Raw genomic sequence first — 20,462 nt, 5'->3', positions numbered from 1 at the left:
GTTCGGATTCCCCAAGCTGTTCGGAGCAACGCTCCCTCTTCGCTCCCTAAATCCGCTCTTTCCCTAAAATTCGCAAGGTAGCCGTGAAAAGACGCTTACGTGGGGACTGAACCCGTATCGACCGCTTCACTTCAGAAGGTAACAGGAAAGAGTGAGACGATCCTTGGAAACAAACTGTCCCGATTTGGACAAATAGCTGTTTTCAAACAGAAAACATAAGGTATGCCGTCATATCTTCATTCAAGGAGTATTGACGCATGACCGCTCACACAGTCCACATTCAAGGTTTTATCGATCATTGCAGGTCGATCAAATCGCTCTCAACCAACACCATCAAAGCGTATCAACAGGACCTGAATATCTTCGGAAATTTCCTTAATCAGAAAACCTCACCTGAGGCTGTGACCTCTGAAAAGATAATAGATTTTATAGAGTATCTGAGGGTTAAACGGCAAAATGGCCCCGCAACCGTCCGACGTCGATGGATTTGTATTCGCAAGTATTTTTCGTGGATGGCGGGTCAGGGATTTCTTTCCCCTTCTCCATGCGACAATTTGCCTGTTCGCATCCAGTTACCCAAACGGTTACCAAGAGCTTTAAGCGAACCACAAGTTTCCAGAATGCTGATGGCGACAAAATCTTCTGCTTCAACGGGGAGGAAGACGGAGTTTCAGAAGCCTTCAAACATGCAGCTTTCAACAGATCTGGCACTTCGACTGATGATCGCAACCGGGATCAGAGTTGGAGAACTCTCCTCTTTACGTCTGGAGGATGTTTCCACAGATGGCGAGAGATATCGCATTCGGGGCAAAGGCAGCCGTGAACGCATTGTCTATGTGATGAACCCGTCTCTTCAAGAGAGACTCCGAAGCTATATGAGTGCCCGTTACTCGGACGGAAGCAAACCATCATCAAGTTTCTTTGTGAATAGAAACGGATCCACTCTGACCCCACAAACACTTCGTCTCAGAATTAAGAAACTTGCAGAGCTGTCGCAATCAGAAACCCGGATCACACCACATTCATTCCGCCACACAGCAGCAACCATGCTGCTTGAAAAAGGAGTGGATATCCGGTTTGTGCAGAAATTGTTGGGTCACAGCACAATCTCTACAACCGAAATCTATACGCATGTGAGTGATCAGAGCTTGCGGAATGTGCTGCAAAATGCCGACCCAGTCGCTCTTTTTGGATAGGTGAGCTTATGCAGCAGAAGGAGGAAGAGAACTATAGATAACTATAAATTATGGTGCATCCTGTTCCTCAAATTGTCGGGCAACTGATGAAACTGGCTAAGGAGGAGGGACCAGAGGTCCGTCTTTGTCTAATTGCTTATGTAACTGGATTTGACCGGATTGCTGATGTGCAAGAACATCCCATTATCACGGAGTTCTTTTCGGACGGCGAAGTTAGCGATCTTCTTTGGGCGATTAGAAGCGTCGTGTCATACTGCGAACTATTCCAGAATGAGGCTGACTTTTTTGATTTTGTTAGTAAAATTGGCGGGTTAGATTTACCAAACGAAAAACACATAACCTATAGCACTGTTTCGCCCATTCGGGCTCGAGCAGCATCTGCAACAATTCCACTTTTTTGCGCTGCAAATAGTATAGCAACTTGCACAATTGACCCTTACGGGCTTGCTCTAACGCAAAACAAATTTCATGTAGTCACGTTACTTCGTCAATTTGGTCTCCCAGTTCCAGACAGTTGGCTGTTCTCCAGTAGCTCTGGTTGGCTTAACGGCCTCAAACCATCGGTCGGCCAAAAAGTAATCGCCAAACCGGTTTATGAGTCTGCTTCGATAGGTATCGATGATCAGTCGGTTTTCTGTTGGAACGAGGATGAGGAAGTTTTTCTCAAGAAACGATCGTACGAATTACGTCAACCTTTGATGGTGCAAGCCTTTGTCCCTGGCCAAGAAGTGGAAGTACCTGTCATCGGTGCTCAAGATGCAGTTAGTCTACCTCCTTGCAGTGTGGTCTTGGACGGAAAAATCAATCTTGCAGATCAGTACCTCACCTTCGAAACAGTATTTAATGATGCCTATGAATACAAAGACTTCACTCAATTAGAGCCAGAACTAGCGCAAAAGATATCTGTCACAGCGTCAACTGCCCACATTTTGCTCACGTTAGATGGTATTAGCCGTGTAGATTTCAGAATTTCTGATACTGGCCTCTATTATATTACAGACCTCAATGCAGTTCCCCATTTAACCCGGCATGGTGCGGTTGCCCATTCCTTTCAGTTTATGGGGTTTCCTTATGAGGCAATGATAGCTTGCTTAGTAGGTGTTGGCCTTAGACGTAGAAACAACCTACATAAGAGACCAAATTTCGATTGGGGTGAATAAAGGCAGGCGCCCATAAAACGGCCAACAAGGGCCTATTCTCCCTTTAACATTTGCCTTATCAGTCAAGAGGCCGTTCTGTTCTGACAACGTCAGCTTGGCGTTGGATTCCCAGATATCCCGAATATAGCGGGTACGTTGAACAAGATAACTTATACAGTCTGGCAAGAGATCATCTTCCCTCTCGCTAGATTCATCTAATAGAGATATCGCATTCTCTAAATTACCAGTTAGATACTCGGTTAGTGCAAGATTTTGTGTGGTGAAGAAGAAGAAATATCCATCGCAATCCGGCATCACCTTCATTGATAGATAATCTTCCGTCAGCATTTCCTTGGCCTGCTTGAAACGCCCAGCCATAATCAGAACACTTGCTTGATTGTTACGATATAGAAGATTGTCCTCATCTTCAGGCTTTATCTTTCCCGTGCTTTCATAAACCGAGACGATATTCTCTATCTGAGATGGACGGGCAAGGGCATGAGCGACTAGCAGGTTGCTTAACGCAGGTACAAAAGATTGAAATTTGCTGGTCGGAGCCGTTCCCCTAAGCTTTAATCCACGCTCTGCATATTTGGCAGATTTTTCGTAATTTCCTGCTGTCAATTCAAGAGATGAGGCATTGGTCAGAGCAACAAAATAAGTATTGTTCTCTATATATCTTTCTCCAACTGGTAGGTTCTCCATTTCTTCAATCAGCCGTTCCGTTCTCGGCAAGGCTATTTCGTGCGCATGAAGCATGCAGCTCGCAGCACGGAACCTGTTGAGCAAATGGCGAACGCCTTCGTCATGAAGGCGATATTTCTGAAGACGTCTTAGAACCTCTCGTTCTAATTGTCTCGCCTCCGAGAACTGACTCAACTGAATTTGAGCAAACATTAGCGATATCATAAGCCGGACCCAAGTGTCGCTTGCTTGCTGTAGCTTGTCTCGCCAAGGTTCTAGTAAGGTCGCTGCCCTCGCTCGATCCGCTTGTTCCAGACTTTGCAACAAACACATGGCCATCAAACCATCGCGTTCTGCCATTAGCTGGTCTGGTACAGCATCATCAATCACCAAAAGCTGTTTGCGTGCGAGTTCATATTGCCCTTCTCGATAGAGATCGATGGCTTTAAGAATTTCGTTAAGTGTACGTCCTAGATATTGGGCTCTCTGCCAGGAAGGTGCCGACCAATCCAATTCTGGTAAGTCGGCCACCGTATGCATTACGGCAGAACGGATAGTCCAAAGGCAATAGGCAACGCCAGCATCATGAATTAAACCTGCCTTTCGCAAATGATTAAAATGCAGCCCAAATTCTGCAGGCCTCATTTTTTGAAGGCATCGGGCATAGGTCGCGTGTAATCTTAGTCTGTCCGAATGATGATTGCGCTCAAAATAGTGACGAGTGATTTCGTGTCGGAAGCGCGGCCCTCCGAGATTTTCTTCGAGCAATTTCCATCGCATTGCAGTTTCAATACTGCGTGCAACCTCTGGAAGGTCAGCACCGCTAACGCAAGCGACCTCCTCTGCTACAATATTTTGTCCACAGATTGCGGCAGCGGCCAATATCGTCTCGGAATCACTGCCGGAGAAACCAGATTCAGTTAAATATCTCTGCAATATAGTTACCAGCGCATCTGTAGTCTCAATGGGCAGCGACGTTGTAGATATCCCCCGAAGATTTGCATCTTCTATAAAGGTGCGTACGATCTCCAAATGCGCTCCGGAGCAATCGTAGAGCATATTTAACTCGTGTGTTGCGATAGGCGATTTAAGTCCAAAAGCCTGAAGTAACGCGCCGAACTGGTCGCGGTGACATTTTGGTACATGTATTTGTGGGAACAGTTCCCTCATTAGTTTGGCTTGTGGCACGGGTAAGGGATGATTCTCTATTGCCGTATTGTTTAGCGTTGCAAGAATTTTGACTTGATTTGGCCAATTTCGCCCCTTTTTTAATAACCGAAGCAGTAGTCTTGACGACTGAGCATCGAGATACTGGAGATCATCTACAAAAAGTAGGAGTGGTCGAGATTTCGACATGGCTGACAGAAGGTTGATAACTCCTTCAGCAACATCGTCAACTTCCTTTGCAATGACATCAAGCGTCTCTTGTTGACGCAAGGAACTAACCAAATCCACAAGCGAATGAAGTTGTTTGGCAAACGGCACCTCCTCATATACCCATTCTCTACCAATCTCTAACGCACGACTTAAACGACGAGCATTCAAGTCATTACGTTTCAGTTGGTGGAATACATAATAAGACTGTGTTTGACGCTCCTCATCTGCGAAGAATGTAAGAACGTGATGTGTTTCGCTTAGGCGCGAAAAAATACTGGTTGCAACGCTGGTCTTCCCACAGCCACTCTCTCCAGCCAATAATAGTTTGGTGGCACCGGCCTGCAGAGATTCAGCCCCCGCAGTAGCAATCTTGTCATGCTCCAATACGTGAGCAACTTGCTCATTCACCATAATTTATAGTTATCTATAGTTTTGAGTTAATAAGGAAGCTAACGTCCACACATCTAAGTGCCGTTAACACGAAGGCTGACTAAAAGTAGCATTACCTTGATCAATTGCAACACTATCCGTATTTATCAAATCCTAGCCGACGAAAAGACCTTTCCAGAATACAAGCCTGCGATAAACACCCCGTATTTTGCTGCGGACATGTGATTACAAACCATCAAGCAGGTCCCGATCAGGTCCCAAAGCCTCGTTCAAGCCATAGACACGCGCAGGCTTTGACAACCGGTCAATCACCCGTTTGTCCGCAACGACCTCGCTATCTTCATCAAGCAATCCGGGCAGATCAGCTTGTGTAAGATCCGGTTCGGTCACCTTCTGCTCTTCGGACAATGACGGATGGCGTTGCTGCTGCATTCCACCCTCATCGGCATTCCCGGAAACAGAAGGATCACGATCTGCACCAGACAGACGTTCATCCATTTTACGCACCTGTCCTGACCAGTCATCTTTGCGAGCGACTGGCTTGTTCGGATACTCTAAGTCCGAAAGAAGCGGCGCCGATAAGATACGGGATGTGAAGTTTCGATCTTCGTAGTAGCGCAGCTTCTTCGCCCGGATCGGCGAAAACCCAGAAATCAGGACCAGTTCATCCTTGGGCGGCAATTGCATCACCTCACCTGCGGTCAGAAGCGGCCGTGCCGTTTCCTGACGCGAGACCATCACATGGCTGAGCCAAGGCGCCAATCTATGGCCGGCATAGTTGCGCATGGCCCGCTGCTCTGTTGCCATGCCAAGCGCATCGGAAATCCGTTTGGCAGTCCGTTCATCGTTTGACGAGAATGCGATCCGGACATGGCAGTTATCAAGGATGGCGTTGTTCTCGCCATAGGCCTTCGAGATTTGATTAAGCGATTGTGCAATCAGATAAGCCCGGATGCCATACCCGGCCATAAAGGCCAGGGCCGTCTCGAAGAACTCCAACCGCCCAAGAGCCGGAAATTCGTCGAGCATCATCAACAATAGATGTTTGTGTCCCTTGGCAGGGTCGCCTTCAAGACGTTCCGTTAACCTGCGGCCGATCTGATTAAGCACCAGCCGCACCAAAGGTTTGGTTCGGGAAATGTCGGATGGCGGAATGACCAGATAGAGCGAAACAGGTTTGTCGGCATCCATCAGATCGGCGATCCGCCAGTCACACGCTGCCGTGGCCATCGCCACCGTCGGATCGCGATACAGCCCGAGAAAAGACATGGCTGTCGACAGGACACCGGACCGCTCGTTCTCGGATTTGTTGAGCACTTCCCGTGCAACCGATGCAACAATCGGATGCACCTTCGGGTCATCCGGCGTCCCCAAATGATTGGTTGCCATCATCCGGCGCAAAGTGGCCGGAAAAGAACGTCGTGGATCGGACAGAAACGTCGCAACACGCGCCAGTGTCTTTTCTTCCTCAGCATACAAAACGTGCAGGATGGTACCGACCAGGAGCGCATGACTGGTTTTCTCCCAATGATTCCGCCGCTCCAGTGCACCCTCCGGATCAACCAGAATATCCGCGATGTTTTGCACATCACGGACTTCATCCGGTCCTTTACGCACCTCCAGCAAGGGATTGTAACGCGCCGAGCGGGGATCGGTCGGATTGAACAACAAACAATGGGAGAATTTGGAGCGCCATCCAGCCGTCAGTTGCCAGTTCTCCCCCTTGATGTCGTGGATCACGGCTGAGCCGGTCCAGGACAGAAGTGTCGGGATGACCAGTCCGACACCTTTGCCCGAACGCGTTGGCGCAAAGGCCATCACATGCTCCGGCCCGTCATGCCTGAGATACCTGCTCTGGTATTTTCCGAGAAAAACACCTTTAGGACGAAACAACCCGGCTTTCGAGATTTCACGCGGGTAAGCCCAACGTGAAGAACCATAGGTCGTAACCAACCGGCTATGACGGGCTCGCCATAAGGAACCAGCTACTGCGGCAGCACACCCCATGAAGCCGCTTCCGGCCGCCAGCATTCCGGCCTTATCGAATACCTCCGGCGCATAGGCCTCAAAGAAATACCACCATTCAAACAGCTTCCATGGTTCAAAAACAGGCCAATCGAGAATAATGAACCAGGGATTACCAAGTTGTACCTGATAGCCCAGCATATCGGCACACCACTGGGTCGCCGCCCAAACACCGAGTATGATGACGGTAAAAACAACAAGGATTTGACCAATCAACAGCTTGGTCGGGGTCATATCTGATCTCGCCATTCCTTGCAGCGCGATAAACACACAGTGGCGGTCAGGAGATCATCATGTGGGTGAAGCAAAAAGCGGGCTTATATTTGATTATTTACGCCCTAGGTCTTCAGCCCTGGCATGTGGTGGCAATATAATGTGCCTTCATGCAAAAGAAGAACTATGGGACAAGTTTTGCAAGGAAACGCCACGACCACGCACGCCGTCCGAGCAACAATACAGCGATCGAAAGCTTCGGTCACAGAACTTGCGGAAACCTACAACCTGAACTCAGAAACTGTCCGGAAATGGCGCAATCGACAGACCGTCGAAGATATCCGGATGGGACCAAAGACCGCCCAATCGGCGGTGCTCTCACCGAAACAGGAAGCGATGTACATTGCTTTTTGCAAACTGTTTAGTCTCGACATTTGATGGAGTATTATTCTCATCGCGCATTGATGATGGCAGCAGCTGTGTAAATCATAGCGGGAAAGCTGAGTTCTATTTTGTCAGGTCTTATTGCAATTCGCCTGAACCCCCGAAGTCGGCAGAAGAAATTTTATATCAGACGGCTGAATCCTGAATTTTGTAGCGATTTCATCACGGAAACGGGTCAAAGGTAAGTCGTGTCGGCGCCAATTCCCCAGAAAATTCAACGCACTATTGAGTAATTCAAAGGTGTCTGAAGACGTAAAGGGTTTCAACCGGGATGCTGCATCGCAACGTTAGATTCGGAAAAACTGAAACTCCCGTTTGACAAGTTGGAAATTATTGTTACCGTTATGTTGTCCTTCGGGGCACAATCTATCAAATAGCGGCAACAAATCGCCGCATGCCAATCAAGGCCTGCTGTTTCTTTGCATTGCAACGAAGCGCGGGTTTTTTTGTTTTAGGGGCTTTTAGTTTTGGGCGAGACGCACACCAATCCGGTTTACCGGGTCGGATTTCTTTATTCCGTGACCGGACCGTACCGGGCCATAGCGCAGGATCTTTATGATGGCGCGCGCATGGCGCTCGAAGAGGTCAATCACGATCCTGAATTCGCATTCCGTCTTGCACCGGAGTTCCGCGATCCGGCCGGTGTGCCCGAACGCTATACCGAATTTTGCGACAGCCTCATCCGCCATGACGGGTGCAAGCACATCATCGGCACGATCACGTCGCTGGCACGCAAAGAAGTCCTGCCGACGGTTGAAAAGCTCGATGCGCTTTTGTGGTATCCGTGCCCGTATGAAGGGTTCGAATGCAGCGAGAATGTGATTTATACCGGGGCCAATCCCAATCAGCATATCCTGCCATTGTTTGAGCATGTGATCCCGAAATTCGGCCGCCGGGTCTATTTGACCGGATCGAATTATATCTGGGGCTGGGAAACCAACCGGATCGGGCGCGAACTTATTCAGGCCTGTGACGGGGAAGTTCTGGGCGAAAAGTATCTGGCGATCGACAGTGTCGATGTCGACCATATTATCGAAGACATCAAAGCCAAGAAGCCGGACTTTATCCTCAACAACATGATCGGCAATTCGAGCTATGCCTTTTTCAAGGCCTATCAAAAACTGGCCGAGCAGGACCCGGAATTCGCCGCCGACAAGCGCCCTATTGTCAGTTGCAACCTTACGGAATGCGAATTGGTGCAGTTGGGCTCGGCCGGGATTGGGCATCTGAGTACGGCGATCTACTTTGCCAATCAGACCGATGCACAAAACACCGCCTGGCTGGCGCGGTTCCACGAATTTGCCGGGGCGGACCGCATCCCGTCGGCCTTTGTCGCGCAAGGATATGCCACGGTCAAAATGCTGGCCCAGTCGATCCGGCGGGCCAATACCGATGACGTGCCCGCGGTCCGGCATCACTTAATGCGCAAACCGGTTCAGACACCTTTTGGCATGGTCCAGATCGATGCCACCAGCAACCATGCGGCGTTGACACCGTTGATTGGTGAAATCGGCGAAGCCGGATGGTTCAAGATCGTATCACGCGCCGATCAGGCGGTTGAGCCCGATCCCTATCTTGTGCATTTCGATGCCGATGCGTTCCGCCGCAAGGTGGGAAAGGCCGGGGCTAAAAATTTGCGGGTGGTCAGTTAATGAAACGCGCAAACCGCATCCCGAATTTCAGAGGCTGGCATGCATGGGTTCTGCACCGTCCGAGTGCAGCAATAGATCCATTATTACGGCATCTTGAACGTTTGGGGATGACGGTTGACCGGTACTGGCCGGAATTGCCGGGGCTTGACGATGCGCAAAGCAAAGGGGCCGATATCCTGTTTTTCGATGCCGATATGGGCATGGATGAACAGTTCCCCTGGACACCCGATCATACACCAATGCCAAGTGTGGCCCTGATCGGGTCGGAGGCACCGGGGCGTCTGGAATGGGTATTAAGCCGTCAAAGTGGCGCCCATTTGCAAAAGCCGGTTTCAACGGCCGGGGTGTTCAGTGCGGCGGTTTTGGCTGTGCATGCCTTTGAACAACAACAAAAATTGCGGGCCGAGATTTGCGAGCTTCGCCGTCGGCTCAAACTGCGTCCGGTGGTCGCCAAGGTGCTGATGACCGTGATGCTCAGCCACAATATCGACGAGCACGGGGCGCTTAAAGCCATCCGGGCCGAAGCGATGAAAAAACAACAAACCATTGAAGACTATTGCGCGGCGATTGTTGCATCGGGCCGGACCGGTTCGGGTGACGGTGCGACGATTGCCCCGAACTAACGAAACAGGGTGGGTATGCTTGTTCTTACTGAACTGGCCAAAAGAAAACTGGCACTTTTGGGGTTGATCATCATCGTGATCATTGCGGGATCCGCACTGCTTGCGCCGTGGATCGCACCGTATGATCCGCAAAATCAGATGTTTGACGGTCTGACCATTGAAGGCGCGCCAATGCCGCCAAGTGCTCAGTTCCTTCTGGGCACGGATTTGCTTGGGCGTGATTTGCTGTCGCGTTTGATGTATGGCGCACAGACATCCCTGATCATTGGCGTCGTTGCCAATGGTGCCGCGGTCATCATCGGGGCATTGGTCGGCGTGACGGCGGGCTTTTTCCAAGGATGGATCGGGATGATCCTGATGCGGGCGACCGATTTGATGATGGCGTTTCCGGCCTTGTTGCTGGCAATTGTTCTGGCCGCAATTTTCACACCCAGTTTGTGGATCGTTGCCATGGTGATTGCCATGGTCAACTGGGTGCAGGTAGCGCGCGTGATTTACACCGAAACCCGGTCATTGTCGGAACGTGAGTTCATCGAGGCCGAATGGGGCATCGGTGCCGGACGTTTCCGCATTCTTTTCAAACATATGTTGCCGCATTTGCTGTCGACCATGGTGGTCTGGGCAACGCTGGGCATTGCCACCACGGTTTTACTTGAAGCAACGCTTTCCTATCTCGGTGTCGGGGTACAGCCACCAACGCCAAGCTGGGGCAACATCATTTTTGAAAACCAGACCTATTTCACCTCGGCACCGTGGCTGGTTTTCGTCCCCGGAACTGCGATCATTCTGTTGGCCTTGGCCTTTAATCTGGTCGGGGACGCCCTTCGCGACATTCTTGACCCGACCCAGAAGGGACGCCACTGATGTTTGCTTATATTCTTCGTCGTCTTGTTTCAGCACTTCTGATTCTGCTTGGCGTCAGTGTCGTGACCTATGCATTGCTTTATATGTTACCGGCCGATCCGGCACGCCAGATTGCCGGGCGTTCGGCAACGGCGGAAACGGTGGCCAATATCCGCGAACAGCTTGGGCTTAACCTTCCATTCTATCAGCAATATTTGCGGTATCTCGGCAATCTCCTTATGGGTGATTTTGGCCGTTCCTATTTGCAGAAAACCGAAGTCGGCGAACTGATTGCAGCGCGCCTTCCCGCCACCCTTCTTTTGATGGCCGGGGCGATTTTCTGTGAACTTGTGATGGGGCTGACGGCCGGGGCCATTGGTGCGATTAAACGCAATACATCGCTTGATCGGGGCTTGATGGTCGCATCTTTTGTCGGTGTTTCAGCACCGCAATTCGTGGTCGGCATTTTGATGCTGTATCTGTTTGCGGTGGTTCTGGGCTGGTTCCCGATTGGTGGCTACGGGACGTTTTCGCATCTGGTGTTGCCGTCTATTTCAATGGGGTTCCTTGGGGCGGGCTGGTATTCGCGGATGATGCGTTCATCGATGCTTGATGTCCTGCGTCAGGATTATGTGCGCACCGCACGGGCCAAGGGTCTTGGTCGGGCACGGGTCTTTTTCGTTCACGCCTTTCCCAATGCGCTTTTACCGATCATTGCGATGATCGGCATCGATATCGGCATGTTCATGAGCGGCATTGTGGTGGTCGAATCGGTGTTTGGCTGGCCGGGGATCGGACAGTTGGCATGGCAGGCCATTCAACGTGTGGACATTCCAATCATCATGGGTGTGACGCTGGTTTCGGCCTGCGCCATCGTGATGGGCAATCTATTGGCGGATTTGGTGGCACCGTTCATCGATCCGCGCATCAAGCTGCGCTGATGCACCAAAAAATGACGCAGCATTTCAGGAGGGAACCCATGGAAGATCAAATTCACAGGGAGACTATCAATAATGTTTAGCAAAGCACTGAAAGGTGTCGCATTTGCCGCACTTATTGCGGGTGCCGGCATCACGGCTGCGACACTTGGCGCCGATCAGGCCAAAGCCGGTGAAGGCAACATCGTCGTAACCTATAAGGACGATGTTTCGACCCTTGATCCGGCAATCGGCTATGACTGGCAGAACTGGTCAATGATCAAAAGCCTGTTTGACGGACTGATGGATTATGAGCCGGGCACCACGACGCTCAAACCCGATCTGGCGACCGATTACACGGTTTCCGATGATGGATTGACCTATACGTTTAATCTGCGCAAAGGGGTTACGTTCCATAATGGCCGCGAGTTCAAGGCATCGGACGTCAAATACACCCTTGAGCGTGTCGTAAACCCGAAAACCCAAAGCCCGGGTGCCGGTTTCTTTGACACCATCAAAGGATTTGCCGAAGAATCCGCGGGCGAAACCGAAAGCCTCTCGGGGATCGAAGTTGTTGACGATTACACCATCAAATTTACCCTCAATCAGCCCGATGCGGCCTTCTTGCATAAAATGGCGCTGAACTTTGCCCATATCGTGCCGAAAGAAGCCGTCGAGGAATGGGGGCAGGATTTCGGCAAACATCCGGTCGGAACCGGTGCCTTTGCACTCGAAGACTGGACCCTTGGCCAGCATCTGATTTTCAAGGCAAATCCGGACTACCATATCGACGGCATTCCGAAACTTGACTCGATCACCGTCGAAGTTGGTCAGGAACCGGTTGTCGCACTTCTGCGCCTGCAACGCGGCGAAGTCGATATCGCCGGTGACGGCATTCCGCCGGCAAAATTCCTCGAAGTGATGAATGACCCGGAATACAAGGATCTGGTGGTATCGGGCGAACAGCTCCATACCGGCTATATCACGCTTAATACCAACATCCCGCCTTTTGATAACCTTAAGGTCCGTGAAGCCGTCAACATGGCGGTCAACAAGGACCGTATCGTTCGCGTCATTAATGGTCGTGCACAGCCGGCCAACCAGCCGTTGCCGCCACTGATGCCGGGTTACAACAACGATTATGCCGGTTACGCCTTTGATCCGGACAAGGCCAAAGAACTTCTGGCCGAAGCCGGGTATGCTGACGGCGTTGAAACCACCCTGTTTGTGGCCAATACCGATCCGCAGCCGCGTATCGCACAGGCCATCCAGCAGGATCTTTCGGCGATTGGCATGAAGGTTGAAATCAAATCCCTGGCACAGGCCAACGTGATTGCTGCTGGCGGCGAAGCCGATCAGGCACCAATGATCTGGTCGGGTGGCATGGCATGGATTGCCGATTTCCCGGATCCCTCGAACTTCTATGGCCCGATCTTGGGTTGTGGCGGTGCGGTTCCGGGTGGCTGGAACTGGTCATGGTACTGTAACGAAGAACTTGATGCAGAAGCCTCCAAGGCCGATGCGATGGCCGATCCGTCACAGGCCGATGCCCGCATCGACATGTGGCGCGACATCTTTACCAAAGTAATGGCCGATGCGCCGTGGGTTCCGGTGTTCAATGAACAGCGTTTCACCATTCGCTCGCCCCGTATCGTGGCCGACGACGCCCTGCTTGTCGATCCGGTCCACATTCCTGTTCACTATGACTACATTGCGGTGAAGTAAACATGTGCAAATGTGCGGATTACACAATCCACTCTGCGCACTGTCATCATGGGTGGGATCATTCGATCCCACCCGCACAGACAGTGGCGCCCGGTACCACCATTGAATTTGAATGCGTCGACAGTGCCGCAGGCCAGTTCAATGAAAACAGTACGGTTGCGGATGTGACCGCACTGGATTTTTCGAAAATCAATCCGGTGACCGGTCCGGTCTTTATTGACGGGGCAGAACCGGGTGATGCGATCAAAATCACGCTCGAAGGGTTCAAACCATCGGGATTTGGCTGGACAGCCAACATTCCGGGCTTTGGCCTTTTGGCCGATCAGTTTGAAGACCCGGCGTTGCATATCTGGAAATATGATCCTGATACGCTGGCCCCGTCTTTGTTTTCCAAATATGGCAAGGTGCCGCTTAAACCGTTTGCCGGAACCATTGGTCTTGCCCCGGCGGAACCGGGCCTGCATTCGGTTGTGCCGCCGCGCCGGGTTGGTGGAAATCTTGATATCCGCGACCTTGCGGCGGGTACCACGCTTTATCTTCCGGTCGAAGTTGCCGGGGGGCTGTTTTCAATCGGGGACACGCACGCCGCACAGGGCGATGGCGAAGTTTGCGGGACGGCAATCGAAAGCCCGATGAACGCCACCGTGACCCTTGATCTGGTGAAAAATGCGCAGCTTGAAACGCCGCATTTCACAACACCGGGGCCGGTAACCAGCCATCTTGATAGCAAAGGCTATGAATGCACGACCGGCATCAGCAATGATTTGCTGACCGGGGCGCGTGATGCGGTGCGCCGCATGGTCGACTGGCTGTGCAAGACACAGGGCATGTCAGCGGTTGATGCATATATGCTGTGTTCTGTCTGTGGTGATCTGCGCATCAGCGAAATTGTCGATCAGCCCAACTGGGTTGTGTCGTTCTATTTCCCGCGCATTGTATTCGACTAAGCATTTTCGGGGCAGGGTTACCCGATGGTGCCTTGCCTCGAGCCACTTATTTAAGTTTTCAAATAAATAAAGAATTTCGCAGGGTTGGCAGAATGACCGAACAGGGCAGCAAAGCGGTGGAAAAGATCCTTGAAGTCCGTGATCTGGTGACACAGGTCGCGACATCCACCGGTCCGAAAACCGTGGTTGATGGATTGAGCTTCGATCTTTATCGCGGCGAAACGCTTTGCATTGCCGGGGAGTCCGGCAGTGGTAAGTCAATGACCTCCCTGTCGATCATGGGGCTTTTGCCCGAACCGATGGCAAAGGTTGCCAGTGGGGCGGTGTGTCTTAACGGGATTGATTTGCTGGGTCTGTCGGAACGTAAAATGCGCAACATTCGCGGCAACAAGATCGCGATGATTTTTCAGGAACCGATGACGTCGCTCAACCCGGTTCTGACAATCGGGCGTCAGCTTGGCGAAGCGATTTCGACCCATAATCAGATGTCCGCGGCCAAGGTACGCGCCCGCGCGCTTGATGTGCTTAAACAGGTTCGCATTTCCGAACCGCAAAAACGGCTTTCGCAATATCCCCATGAACTGTCGGGCGGCATGCGCCAGCGGGTGATGATTGCCATGGCGTTGGCCTGCAACCCCGATGTCCTGATTGCCGATGAGCCAACTACGGCCCTTGATGTGACGATTCAGGCACAGATTTTGGGGTTAATGCGCGATCTGCAACGCGAAACCGGCACCGCCATCATTCTGATCACCCACGATATGGGGGTTGTCGCCGAAATGGCCGACCGGGTGATTGTCATGAACCAGGGCAAGGTGGTCGAAAGTGGGACGGTCACTGAGGTGTTTGAAGCCCCGAGTGATGCCTATACCCGCGGCCTTTTGGCCGCCGTGCCCCGTCTTGGTGCGATGACCGGGACCGAAGGCCCGGCAAGTACGGACCGAAAGGCGCTTGATCTTGGCTTGGCCAAGCCGCTTGTTTCGGTGCGTGATTTGACCGTACGGTTCGATATCAAGGGCGGGTTGTTGCAACGCGTGCAAAAACGGGTTCATGCGGTCGAAAAGGTCAGCTTCGATATCTTCCCCGGCGAGACGCTTTCAATAGTTGGCGAAAGTGGGTGTGGTAAATCGACCACCGGCCGGGCCTTGATGAATTTGATCCCGTGGCAGGGCGAAGTGGTGATTGACGGGCGTGAAATCGATGCGACCTCGCGGCTGCAAACCCGGGCGGTGCGCCGAAACGTTCAAATGATTTTCCAAGATCCCTATGCGTCGCTTGATCCGCGCATGACGGTCGGTGAATTGGTGGCAGAACCGCTGGTGATCCATGGTCTGGCCAAGGGGGCGGAGCTTGATGACCGGGTGGAGTATCTGTTTAATCGGGTCGGGTTGCCCGTCGATGCCGCCACCCGCCATCCGCACGAATTTTCCGGCGGGCAGCGCCAGCGCGTCTGTATTGCCCGGGCATTGAGCTTATCGCCCAAGGTGATCATTGCCGATGAGTCTGTATCGGCTCTTGATGTTTCGGTACAGGCGCAGGTTCTGGATCTGTTGGGCGAGCTTCAGGCGGAAATCGGGATTTCATACCTGTTTATTTCCCATGATATGGCCGTGGTCGAACAGATCAGCCACCGGGTCGCGGTGATGTATATGGGCCAGATTGTTGAAATCGGGCCGCGTCGGGCGGTGTTTGAAAACCCGCAGCACCCCTATACCAAAAAGCTGATGTCCGCCGTTCCGATCCCCGATCCCAGAAAACGGCGCCAGCATTTCAACCTGATTACCGGCGAAGTACCAAGCCCGGTGCATGGTCTGGATTATCAACCCGATTTTGCCGATCTTCAACAGGTCGCCGCCCATCATTTCGTCGCCAGATCGGCCATTGAAAACGCGGCCTGAAAATTTGGGTGGCCTGCACACCCGTCAGAAACACCGTTCGGCAATGCGCACGATGTCACCGTGCATGACGCTGGTTGCCAAGGTCGCCTCCAATGCGATTCAGTCGGCGTCATTGCCGCGCAGGATTTCGACATCGTCCTCATCACAACGATAGGTCAAACCGCCACTAATTACTTAACAACCTATATTCTCTCTTCCAAAATGTTGATGGAGTATCGTTCAACAACAAGTGCCCGAAATCATGAAACAGACGGGCCACCTCTCTGCCTGCCAATCGCCCAAGATATCGTATTCCCGTCACGCATAATCCCCGACACCTGCTTGCCAAGCTGACGCTCCAGCACAGCCCGCCATGGAACAAGGGTAAACTCCCGGCTCTTTTCAATGAGCGCATATTTACCGCTGGCAAGTTCAACCGAACGCCGCAATGTTCCTTCCACGCGCTCGCCAGAGCCCGCCTCGACATAGGTCAAACCGAGTTCTTTCGAGAACTGCCGGGCAACGCGTGCCAATTCCCGCTTTTGCAATCTATCGATCAGATCGGAACGATAGACGGTCCGGTCCTGCTCCTGACGCGCCAGTCCCTGGGCAACTAGCCATTGACGACGTCTGGCCTGAGCGTCGCGCACCTCGCGACCAAAACCGGCATCCCGAACAGATAATGAGTCTGAACCCACCAGCTCTCGATCCAGCCAGGTCGCTCCGTCGGTTTCCAGTTGCTGCTCAAGCGACAGATGGGATAGTTGCCGGATCATCACCGGCGAGGCCTTGCCGCGCTCCCGTTCATATTCAACCGCCCGGTCGAGATGATCGGACGCAATAATCCATGTCCCATCCGGTTCACGTTCTACGCCTTGAGTCAAACGACGCATGGCTTCCAGCCGCCGGACATGGGTTCTGGCATATTCCTCCGTCGCCGTCGGATCATGTTCCAGATGCAAGTCGATGCTGTATTGCCCCTCATTCTCCTGGGCGACCTCTGCAACTGTACGGTCGACTTTCCGAGGTTGAATGTTCCTTGAAGATATCTGAACGATGCTGTCTTCGGGAACCGGTTCAGTCGCCTCCCCCTTGCCGATCTCGACATAGCGGGTCTTGCCATCCACCCCATCGACGATCAGATAATGCCGATCATTAAGTTCATCCGACAGGCCACGTGTGACAACACGACCGACGACAGGCTGTTGGTCCAATTCACTTCTTGCATCAATCACAAAATCGGCGGGGCTGCGGACAATCTCCCGGCGTTTCATTTCCCGGTGCAGGGTCTTGATGATGTCATCGCGTTCGCCCATCCGGGATAATGTTGTTTCCAGACCTGCCTCCAGACGCCAATGGCCGGGCGCAATTTCCTCGGCCAATCCAAGACGCCTGAGCTTCTGCAAACGTCCCGCGCGGAGGCTCTGGCGAAAGGCATCTCTGTCTGCTGCGCTCACAATCCGGTCCTCGCCGATCTGACGCAGCAGGTTACGGTCAATGCTGGTCAGGCGATCCTGATCGATTTCACGCCGCAACCGGTTTTCAATTTCCAGATCGGTGCGCGGCCCGAGATCAAGGCTGACAATCTCGGCGGCACGTTCGCGCATACCGCGTGCCATATAGTTGCGGGCAATAACCAGATCACGCCCTTGATCATCCTTGCCGCGCATCAAAATATGGGTATGCGGATGGCCGGTATTGAAGTGATCGACCGCCACCCAGTCGAGGGTCGTGCCAAGGTCGATTTCCATCTGCCTCATCAGCCGCCGGGTCACCGGCTTGAGATCAGCATATTCTGCACCGTCCTCGGCCGAAACGATAAAGCGGAACTGATGCCGGTCACCATCGGCCCGCTCGAGGAATTCTTTACCATCCGCCCGATCCTGATCCGCGTTGTAAAGCGCGCCGGGCAATCCTTCTCTTGTGACGCCGTCGCGCTGGATATAGCGCAGATGCGCCCGTGCACCCTGCATGCCTTTCCCGGTCAACCGGACAATCCGTGATTTGATGATCACCCGACGCTGCCGGAAGGCAGCATAACGATCCCGGCTGGCGAGAATCTGCCCGACCCCGCTTGCACGCCCCAGTCGACTGCCGGTAAAGCGCGACCGGCCCAAACGCCGGTATCCCCCTGCGCGATTGGTCGCTGCAAGCACCCGATGCAGAAACTTGCGCCCACCCTTGCCGCCACGCGAGCGAATCTTGCCAAGCTTCGGTTTGAAGACATCGTCAGCCATTGCATTCTCCAATGCTTTCCAGCAACAATTGGCACCATTAAAGACAAGGGTTTCTGCGGCTCAGCGTGGAGAATGGCACCATCCCTGCCCGCCTTGGCACTATCCTTCGCCATGAAAAAAAGATGTGCAGACAAAGATTTGAGGGCATCGAGGCAACACGATGGTGCCGTTGTTTTATCTTGCCTTACGCTGCCCCGCTCTTCTGCCTCCAAGCGCATACCAGTTCGCATCTGGCTCCAAGCCTGCGAAAAACTCACGGGAACACACCGGAACCATTGCTGTGACTGGAAAGCGGGAAGAACAGAGCGGACCCGGAGAAATCCCCGGTCCCACCCGTATTGTCGCCCTCTCGCGTTGACACAAGCTCTTCAAGCTTTGGGACATAGCGTTGCGTTTCCACCGGCAAGGGTTTTCCGAAACGCAGATGAGCTTCATACCGTCCGGGACCGGCATGATAGGCCGCGAACAGACCGGGATAGCCGAACCGATCATACATCTCGCGCAGATAAGCGGTGCCTGCGAGAATGTTGTCACGCGGATTGAAAGGATCATTGCCAAAGCCATAACGCTGTCGCAATTCACCCCAGGTTGCCGGCATCAATTGCATTAACCCCATCGCCCCGGCCGAAGAAACCGCGTCCGGTTTACCGCTACTTTCCACCTCTATGACAGCACGGATCCATTCCGAGGGAATGGCAAATCTTTGCGATGCGGTTACGATTTCGTGGTCCCAATTCTCCGCTGGCTGAGCATGAATATTGCTGATGAAGAGCCAACAAAGAAGGAAGATCAGAAGGTTCAGTTTACCCATAATGGTACGAGCCTCCCGATCAGGTTTTTGCTCCGCACAGGCCCGAAATACCGGCTGTCAAATGAGGCTGGCACTTCTGCCATCAGCAGGAAATATTCGCCGTCCTGCAGTAACCGGCCCCCCTGCCACAGGCGCATTTTACGCCCGAAACTGTCGCGCTCAAGCTGTCGGGCGACCGCATGACCGTTGATCAGAATGACGCGACGGGCCACACAAACATGGTCCCCGGCAATGGCCGCAATGCGTTTGACAAGCGGGACATTGGCCGGGATGTAGTGGCGTGAACTTGCCAAGGCGGATACCGGTTTCGGGGGACGAACCAGAACGAAATCACCCTTTTGGGGCGCGCCGGAAACCATCCGATAGAGCCCGACCGGGGCGCTCGGCGATGCGTTCCAGATCAGCCACGGGATTCTGTTATAGGCTGTAGAAAGACCGATCAGGCCAATCCCGAGAACACCCAAAAGACCGGGACCGATGCCATGCCGGACATCCTTCCGGGGCATCAAGTGCCGCGATAAATGGCGGTATCTCATGCGCGTTCTCCGTCATCGGAGTGCGTGCCGGGTTCACGCCCTTCCGACCAGGCATCGAGATCGTCGATATGATAACGGACATAACGGCCATGTTTGCGATAGCGTGGTCCCTTGCCATTGAAACGCATCTTTTCAAGGGTTCGGGCGGATAGGGAAAGATAGAACGCCGCCTGCTGGGTGGAGAGAAAAGGGCTGCCCTTGCGGGCTTCCATCGCCCGTGTGTTGTAATCCGTCATCACGCGATCCTTTCGTCGAACATCGTCAAAAGCGATCGGAGTGTGGCGGGACAGGACGGGTCTGGGGACGCTCGAAAACCGCCCCCCTGTCAAAAACGATCCCCCTCATGGTGACGGGATTTCCATCACGAAAGGAGGCTACACCAATATTCAACTGCGGTCCTGAACATGCCCTTTGGTTATGGATTGTGCAGGGATTTCAGCAGACCATTCAGTTCAGTAAGCTGCTCCTCGGCTTCGCGTTTTTCCTCTTCCGGCAGGCCGTTCCGCAGTTCAATTTGCACCAGCCAGAGGGCCTCGTGCAGTTCGTCTTCACTGTAAAAATGGCCTTGATATGCGATGGAATGTGACATGATCTGCTCCTTCGATTGAACCGTTCTGTCATTGAGAACAGCGATCCGAAGGCATCCGCGCTGCATCGGTCAGGGACGGCCTTAGCCGCCGCGAAGCGGGCGCGGGAGGAACCGAAATGCAGAATGAAGCGAAGCGGAATGACGCATTTTGGCGGGGCCCGCGATCCTTGACGGATGCCAAAAGCCGGATGGCAAAATGGCACATTCGAGACGACAAACTCTCTTTCCCCTGCCCCA

General features: G+C 52.8%; 16 protein-coding genes. 9 read left to right on the top strand and 7 right to left on the bottom strand.

All coding sequences use genetic code 11. From position 1 onward, the window contains the following. Window positions 1-257 precede the first annotated feature (257 nt). Together CMO10_RS15860 and CMO10_RS15855 are read left to right on the top strand one after the other, a co-directional pair. Window positions 258-1,196: a tyrosine-type recombinase/integrase gene (locus CMO10_RS15860; protein ID WP_007090704.1), complete on the top strand. Its 939-nt coding sequence runs from the start codon at window positions 258-260 to the stop codon at window positions 1,194-1,196. Window positions 1,197-1,282: 86 nt separating this feature from the next. Continuing rightward, window positions 1,283-2,356 carry a D-alanine--D-alanine ligase family protein gene (locus tag CMO10_RS15855; RefSeq protein WP_297024101.1) on the top strand — a complete coding sequence of 358 codons (1,074 nt, stop codon included), beginning with the start codon at window positions 1,283-1,285 and terminating at the stop codon, window positions 2,354-2,356. Here CMO10_RS15855 and CMO10_RS15850 read toward each other — a convergent pair. After that, window positions 2,321-4,807, bottom strand: a complete 2,487-nt coding sequence (locus tag CMO10_RS15850) for an AAA family ATPase (protein WP_007092554.1) — start codon at window positions 4,805-4,807, stop codon at window positions 2,321-2,323. The two genes, CMO10_RS15855 and CMO10_RS15850, sit on opposite strands and share 36 nt — an antisense overlap. 204 nt (window positions 4,808-5,011) lie before the next feature. Continuing rightward, window positions 5,012-7,045: a conjugal transfer protein TraG gene (locus CMO10_RS15845; protein ID WP_007092071.1), complete on the bottom strand. Its 2,034-nt coding sequence runs from the start codon at window positions 7,043-7,045 to the stop codon at window positions 5,012-5,014. An 890-nt stretch (window positions 7,046-7,935) separates the two neighbouring features. On the opposite strand from CMO10_RS15845, the gene CMO10_RS15840 reads away from it, so the two are divergent. From CMO10_RS15840 to CMO10_RS15810, 7 genes are all read left to right on the top strand, one after another. Further along, window positions 7,936-9,120, top strand: a complete 1,185-nt coding sequence (locus tag CMO10_RS15840; protein ID WP_007092073.1) for a transporter substrate-binding domain-containing protein — start codon at window positions 7,936-7,938, stop codon at window positions 9,118-9,120. After that, complete coding sequence (locus CMO10_RS15835) at window positions 9,120-9,743, top strand: ANTAR domain-containing response regulator (RefSeq protein WP_007092074.1); 624 nt, start codon at window positions 9,120-9,122, stop codon at window positions 9,741-9,743. The genes CMO10_RS15840 and CMO10_RS15835 overlap by 1 nt, the downstream gene beginning before the upstream one ends. A 15-nt stretch (window positions 9,744-9,758) precedes the next feature. Beyond that, entirely contained in the window at window positions 9,759-10,607 is an 849-nt protein-coding gene (locus CMO10_RS15830) for an ABC transporter permease (protein ID WP_007092075.1), read from the top strand. Then, the gene (locus CMO10_RS15825; RefSeq protein ID WP_007092076.1) at window positions 10,607-11,527 is read left to right on the top strand and encodes an ABC transporter permease; all 921 of its coding nucleotides are present in this window, start codon (window positions 10,607-10,609) and stop codon (window positions 11,525-11,527) included. Before CMO10_RS15830 ends, CMO10_RS15825 begins: the two co-directional genes overlap by 1 nt. Before the next feature lie 72 nt (window positions 11,528-11,599). Next, complete coding sequence (locus CMO10_RS15820; RefSeq protein ID WP_007092077.1) at window positions 11,600-13,228, top strand: ABC transporter substrate-binding protein; 1,629 nt, start codon at window positions 11,600-11,602, stop codon at window positions 13,226-13,228. Between the two features lie 2 nt (window positions 13,229-13,230). Further along, a complete protein-coding gene (locus CMO10_RS15815) occupies window positions 13,231-14,175 on the top strand; it encodes an acetamidase/formamidase family protein (protein ID WP_007092078.1) in 945 nt (314 codons plus the stop codon). Between the two features lie 92 nt (window positions 14,176-14,267). Continuing rightward, window positions 14,268-16,073, top strand: coding sequence for an ABC transporter ATP-binding protein (locus CMO10_RS15810; RefSeq protein ID WP_007092079.1), 1,806 nt, complete (start codon window positions 14,268-14,270; stop codon window positions 16,071-16,073). Between the two features lie 239 nt (window positions 16,074-16,312). On the opposite strand, the gene rlxS is transcribed toward CMO10_RS15810, so the two are convergent. The 5 genes from rlxS to CMO10_RS15785 form a co-directional block, all read right to left on the bottom strand. Further along, on the bottom strand, window positions 16,313-18,289 hold the full coding sequence (gene rlxS / locus CMO10_RS15805; RefSeq protein WP_297024090.1) for a relaxase/mobilization nuclease RlxS: 1,977 nt from the start codon (window positions 18,287-18,289) through the stop codon (window positions 16,313-16,315). Window positions 18,290-18,542: 253 nt separating this feature from the next. Beyond that, window positions 18,543-19,100 (bottom strand): lytic transglycosylase domain-containing protein, encoded by a 558-nt coding sequence (locus CMO10_RS15800; protein ID WP_007092081.1) that lies wholly within the window; start codon window positions 19,098-19,100, stop codon window positions 18,543-18,545. After that, entirely contained in the window at window positions 19,088-19,606 is a 519-nt protein-coding gene (gene traF, locus CMO10_RS15795; protein ID WP_297024088.1) for a conjugative transfer signal peptidase TraF, read from the bottom strand. The genes CMO10_RS15800 and traF overlap by 13 nt, the downstream gene beginning before the upstream one ends. A gap of 26 nt (window positions 19,607-19,632) precedes the next feature. Further along, on the bottom strand, window positions 19,633-19,872 hold the full coding sequence (locus CMO10_RS15790) for a helix-turn-helix transcriptional regulator (RefSeq protein ID WP_007092083.1): 240 nt from the start codon (window positions 19,870-19,872) through the stop codon (window positions 19,633-19,635). 179 nt (window positions 19,873-20,051) lie between these two features. Beyond that, window positions 20,052-20,225: a hypothetical protein gene (locus CMO10_RS15785; RefSeq protein WP_167710579.1), complete on the bottom strand. Its 174-nt coding sequence runs from the start codon at window positions 20,223-20,225 to the stop codon at window positions 20,052-20,054. Window positions 20,226-20,462: the final 237 nt, after the last annotated feature.

The organism is Thalassospira sp. (assembly GCF_002709775.1).
Lineage (GTDB): Bacteria > Pseudomonadota > Alphaproteobacteria > Rhodospirillales > Thalassospiraceae > Thalassospira.
This window is presented reverse-complemented; position numbering and strand designations above follow the sequence as displayed.

Bases quoted from the DNA above. Each gene is read 5' to 3' on its own strand.
- CMO10_RS15860 (WP_007090704.1), top strand. From the start codon at position 258: ATGACCGCTCACACAGTCCACATTCAAGGTTTTATCGATCATTGCAGG.
- CMO10_RS15855 (WP_297024101.1), top strand. From the start codon at position 1,283: ATGAAACTGGCTAAGGAGGAGGGACCAGAGGTCCGTCTTTGTCTAATT.
- CMO10_RS15850 (WP_007092554.1), bottom strand. From the start codon at position 4,807: ATGGTGAATGAGCAAGTTGCTCACGTATTGGAGCATGACAAGATTGCT.
- CMO10_RS15845 (WP_007092071.1), bottom strand. From the start codon at position 7,045: ATGACCCCGACCAAGCTGTTGATTGGTCAAATCCTTGTTGTTTTTACC.
- CMO10_RS15835 (WP_007092074.1), top strand. From the start codon at position 9,120: ATGAAACGCGCAAACCGCATCCCGAATTTCAGAGGCTGGCATGCATGG.
- CMO10_RS15830 (WP_007092075.1), top strand. From the start codon at position 9,759: ATGCTTGTTCTTACTGAACTGGCCAAAAGAAAACTGGCACTTTTGGGG.
- CMO10_RS15825 (WP_007092076.1), top strand. From the start codon at position 10,607: ATGTTTGCTTATATTCTTCGTCGTCTTGTTTCAGCACTTCTGATTCTG.
- CMO10_RS15820 (WP_007092077.1), top strand. From the start codon at position 11,600: ATGTTTAGCAAAGCACTGAAAGGTGTCGCATTTGCCGCACTTATTGCG.
- CMO10_RS15815 (WP_007092078.1), top strand. From the start codon at position 13,231: ATGTGCAAATGTGCGGATTACACAATCCACTCTGCGCACTGTCATCAT.
- CMO10_RS15810 (WP_007092079.1), top strand. From the start codon at position 14,268: ATGACCGAACAGGGCAGCAAAGCGGTGGAAAAGATCCTTGAAGTCCGT.
- rlxS (WP_297024090.1), bottom strand. From the start codon at position 18,289: ATGGCTGACGATGTCTTCAAACCGAAGCTTGGCAAGATTCGCTCGCGT.
- CMO10_RS15800 (WP_007092081.1), bottom strand. From the start codon at position 19,100: ATGGGTAAACTGAACCTTCTGATCTTCCTTCTTTGTTGGCTCTTCATC.
- traF (WP_297024088.1), bottom strand. From the start codon at position 19,606: ATGCCCCGGAAGGATGTCCGGCATGGCATCGGTCCCGGTCTTTTGGGT.
- CMO10_RS15790 (WP_007092083.1), bottom strand. From the start codon at position 19,872: ATGACGGATTACAACACACGGGCGATGGAAGCCCGCAAGGGCAGCCCT.
- CMO10_RS15785 (WP_167710579.1), bottom strand. From the start codon at position 20,225: ATGTCACATTCCATCGCATATCAAGGCCATTTTTACAGTGAAGACGAA.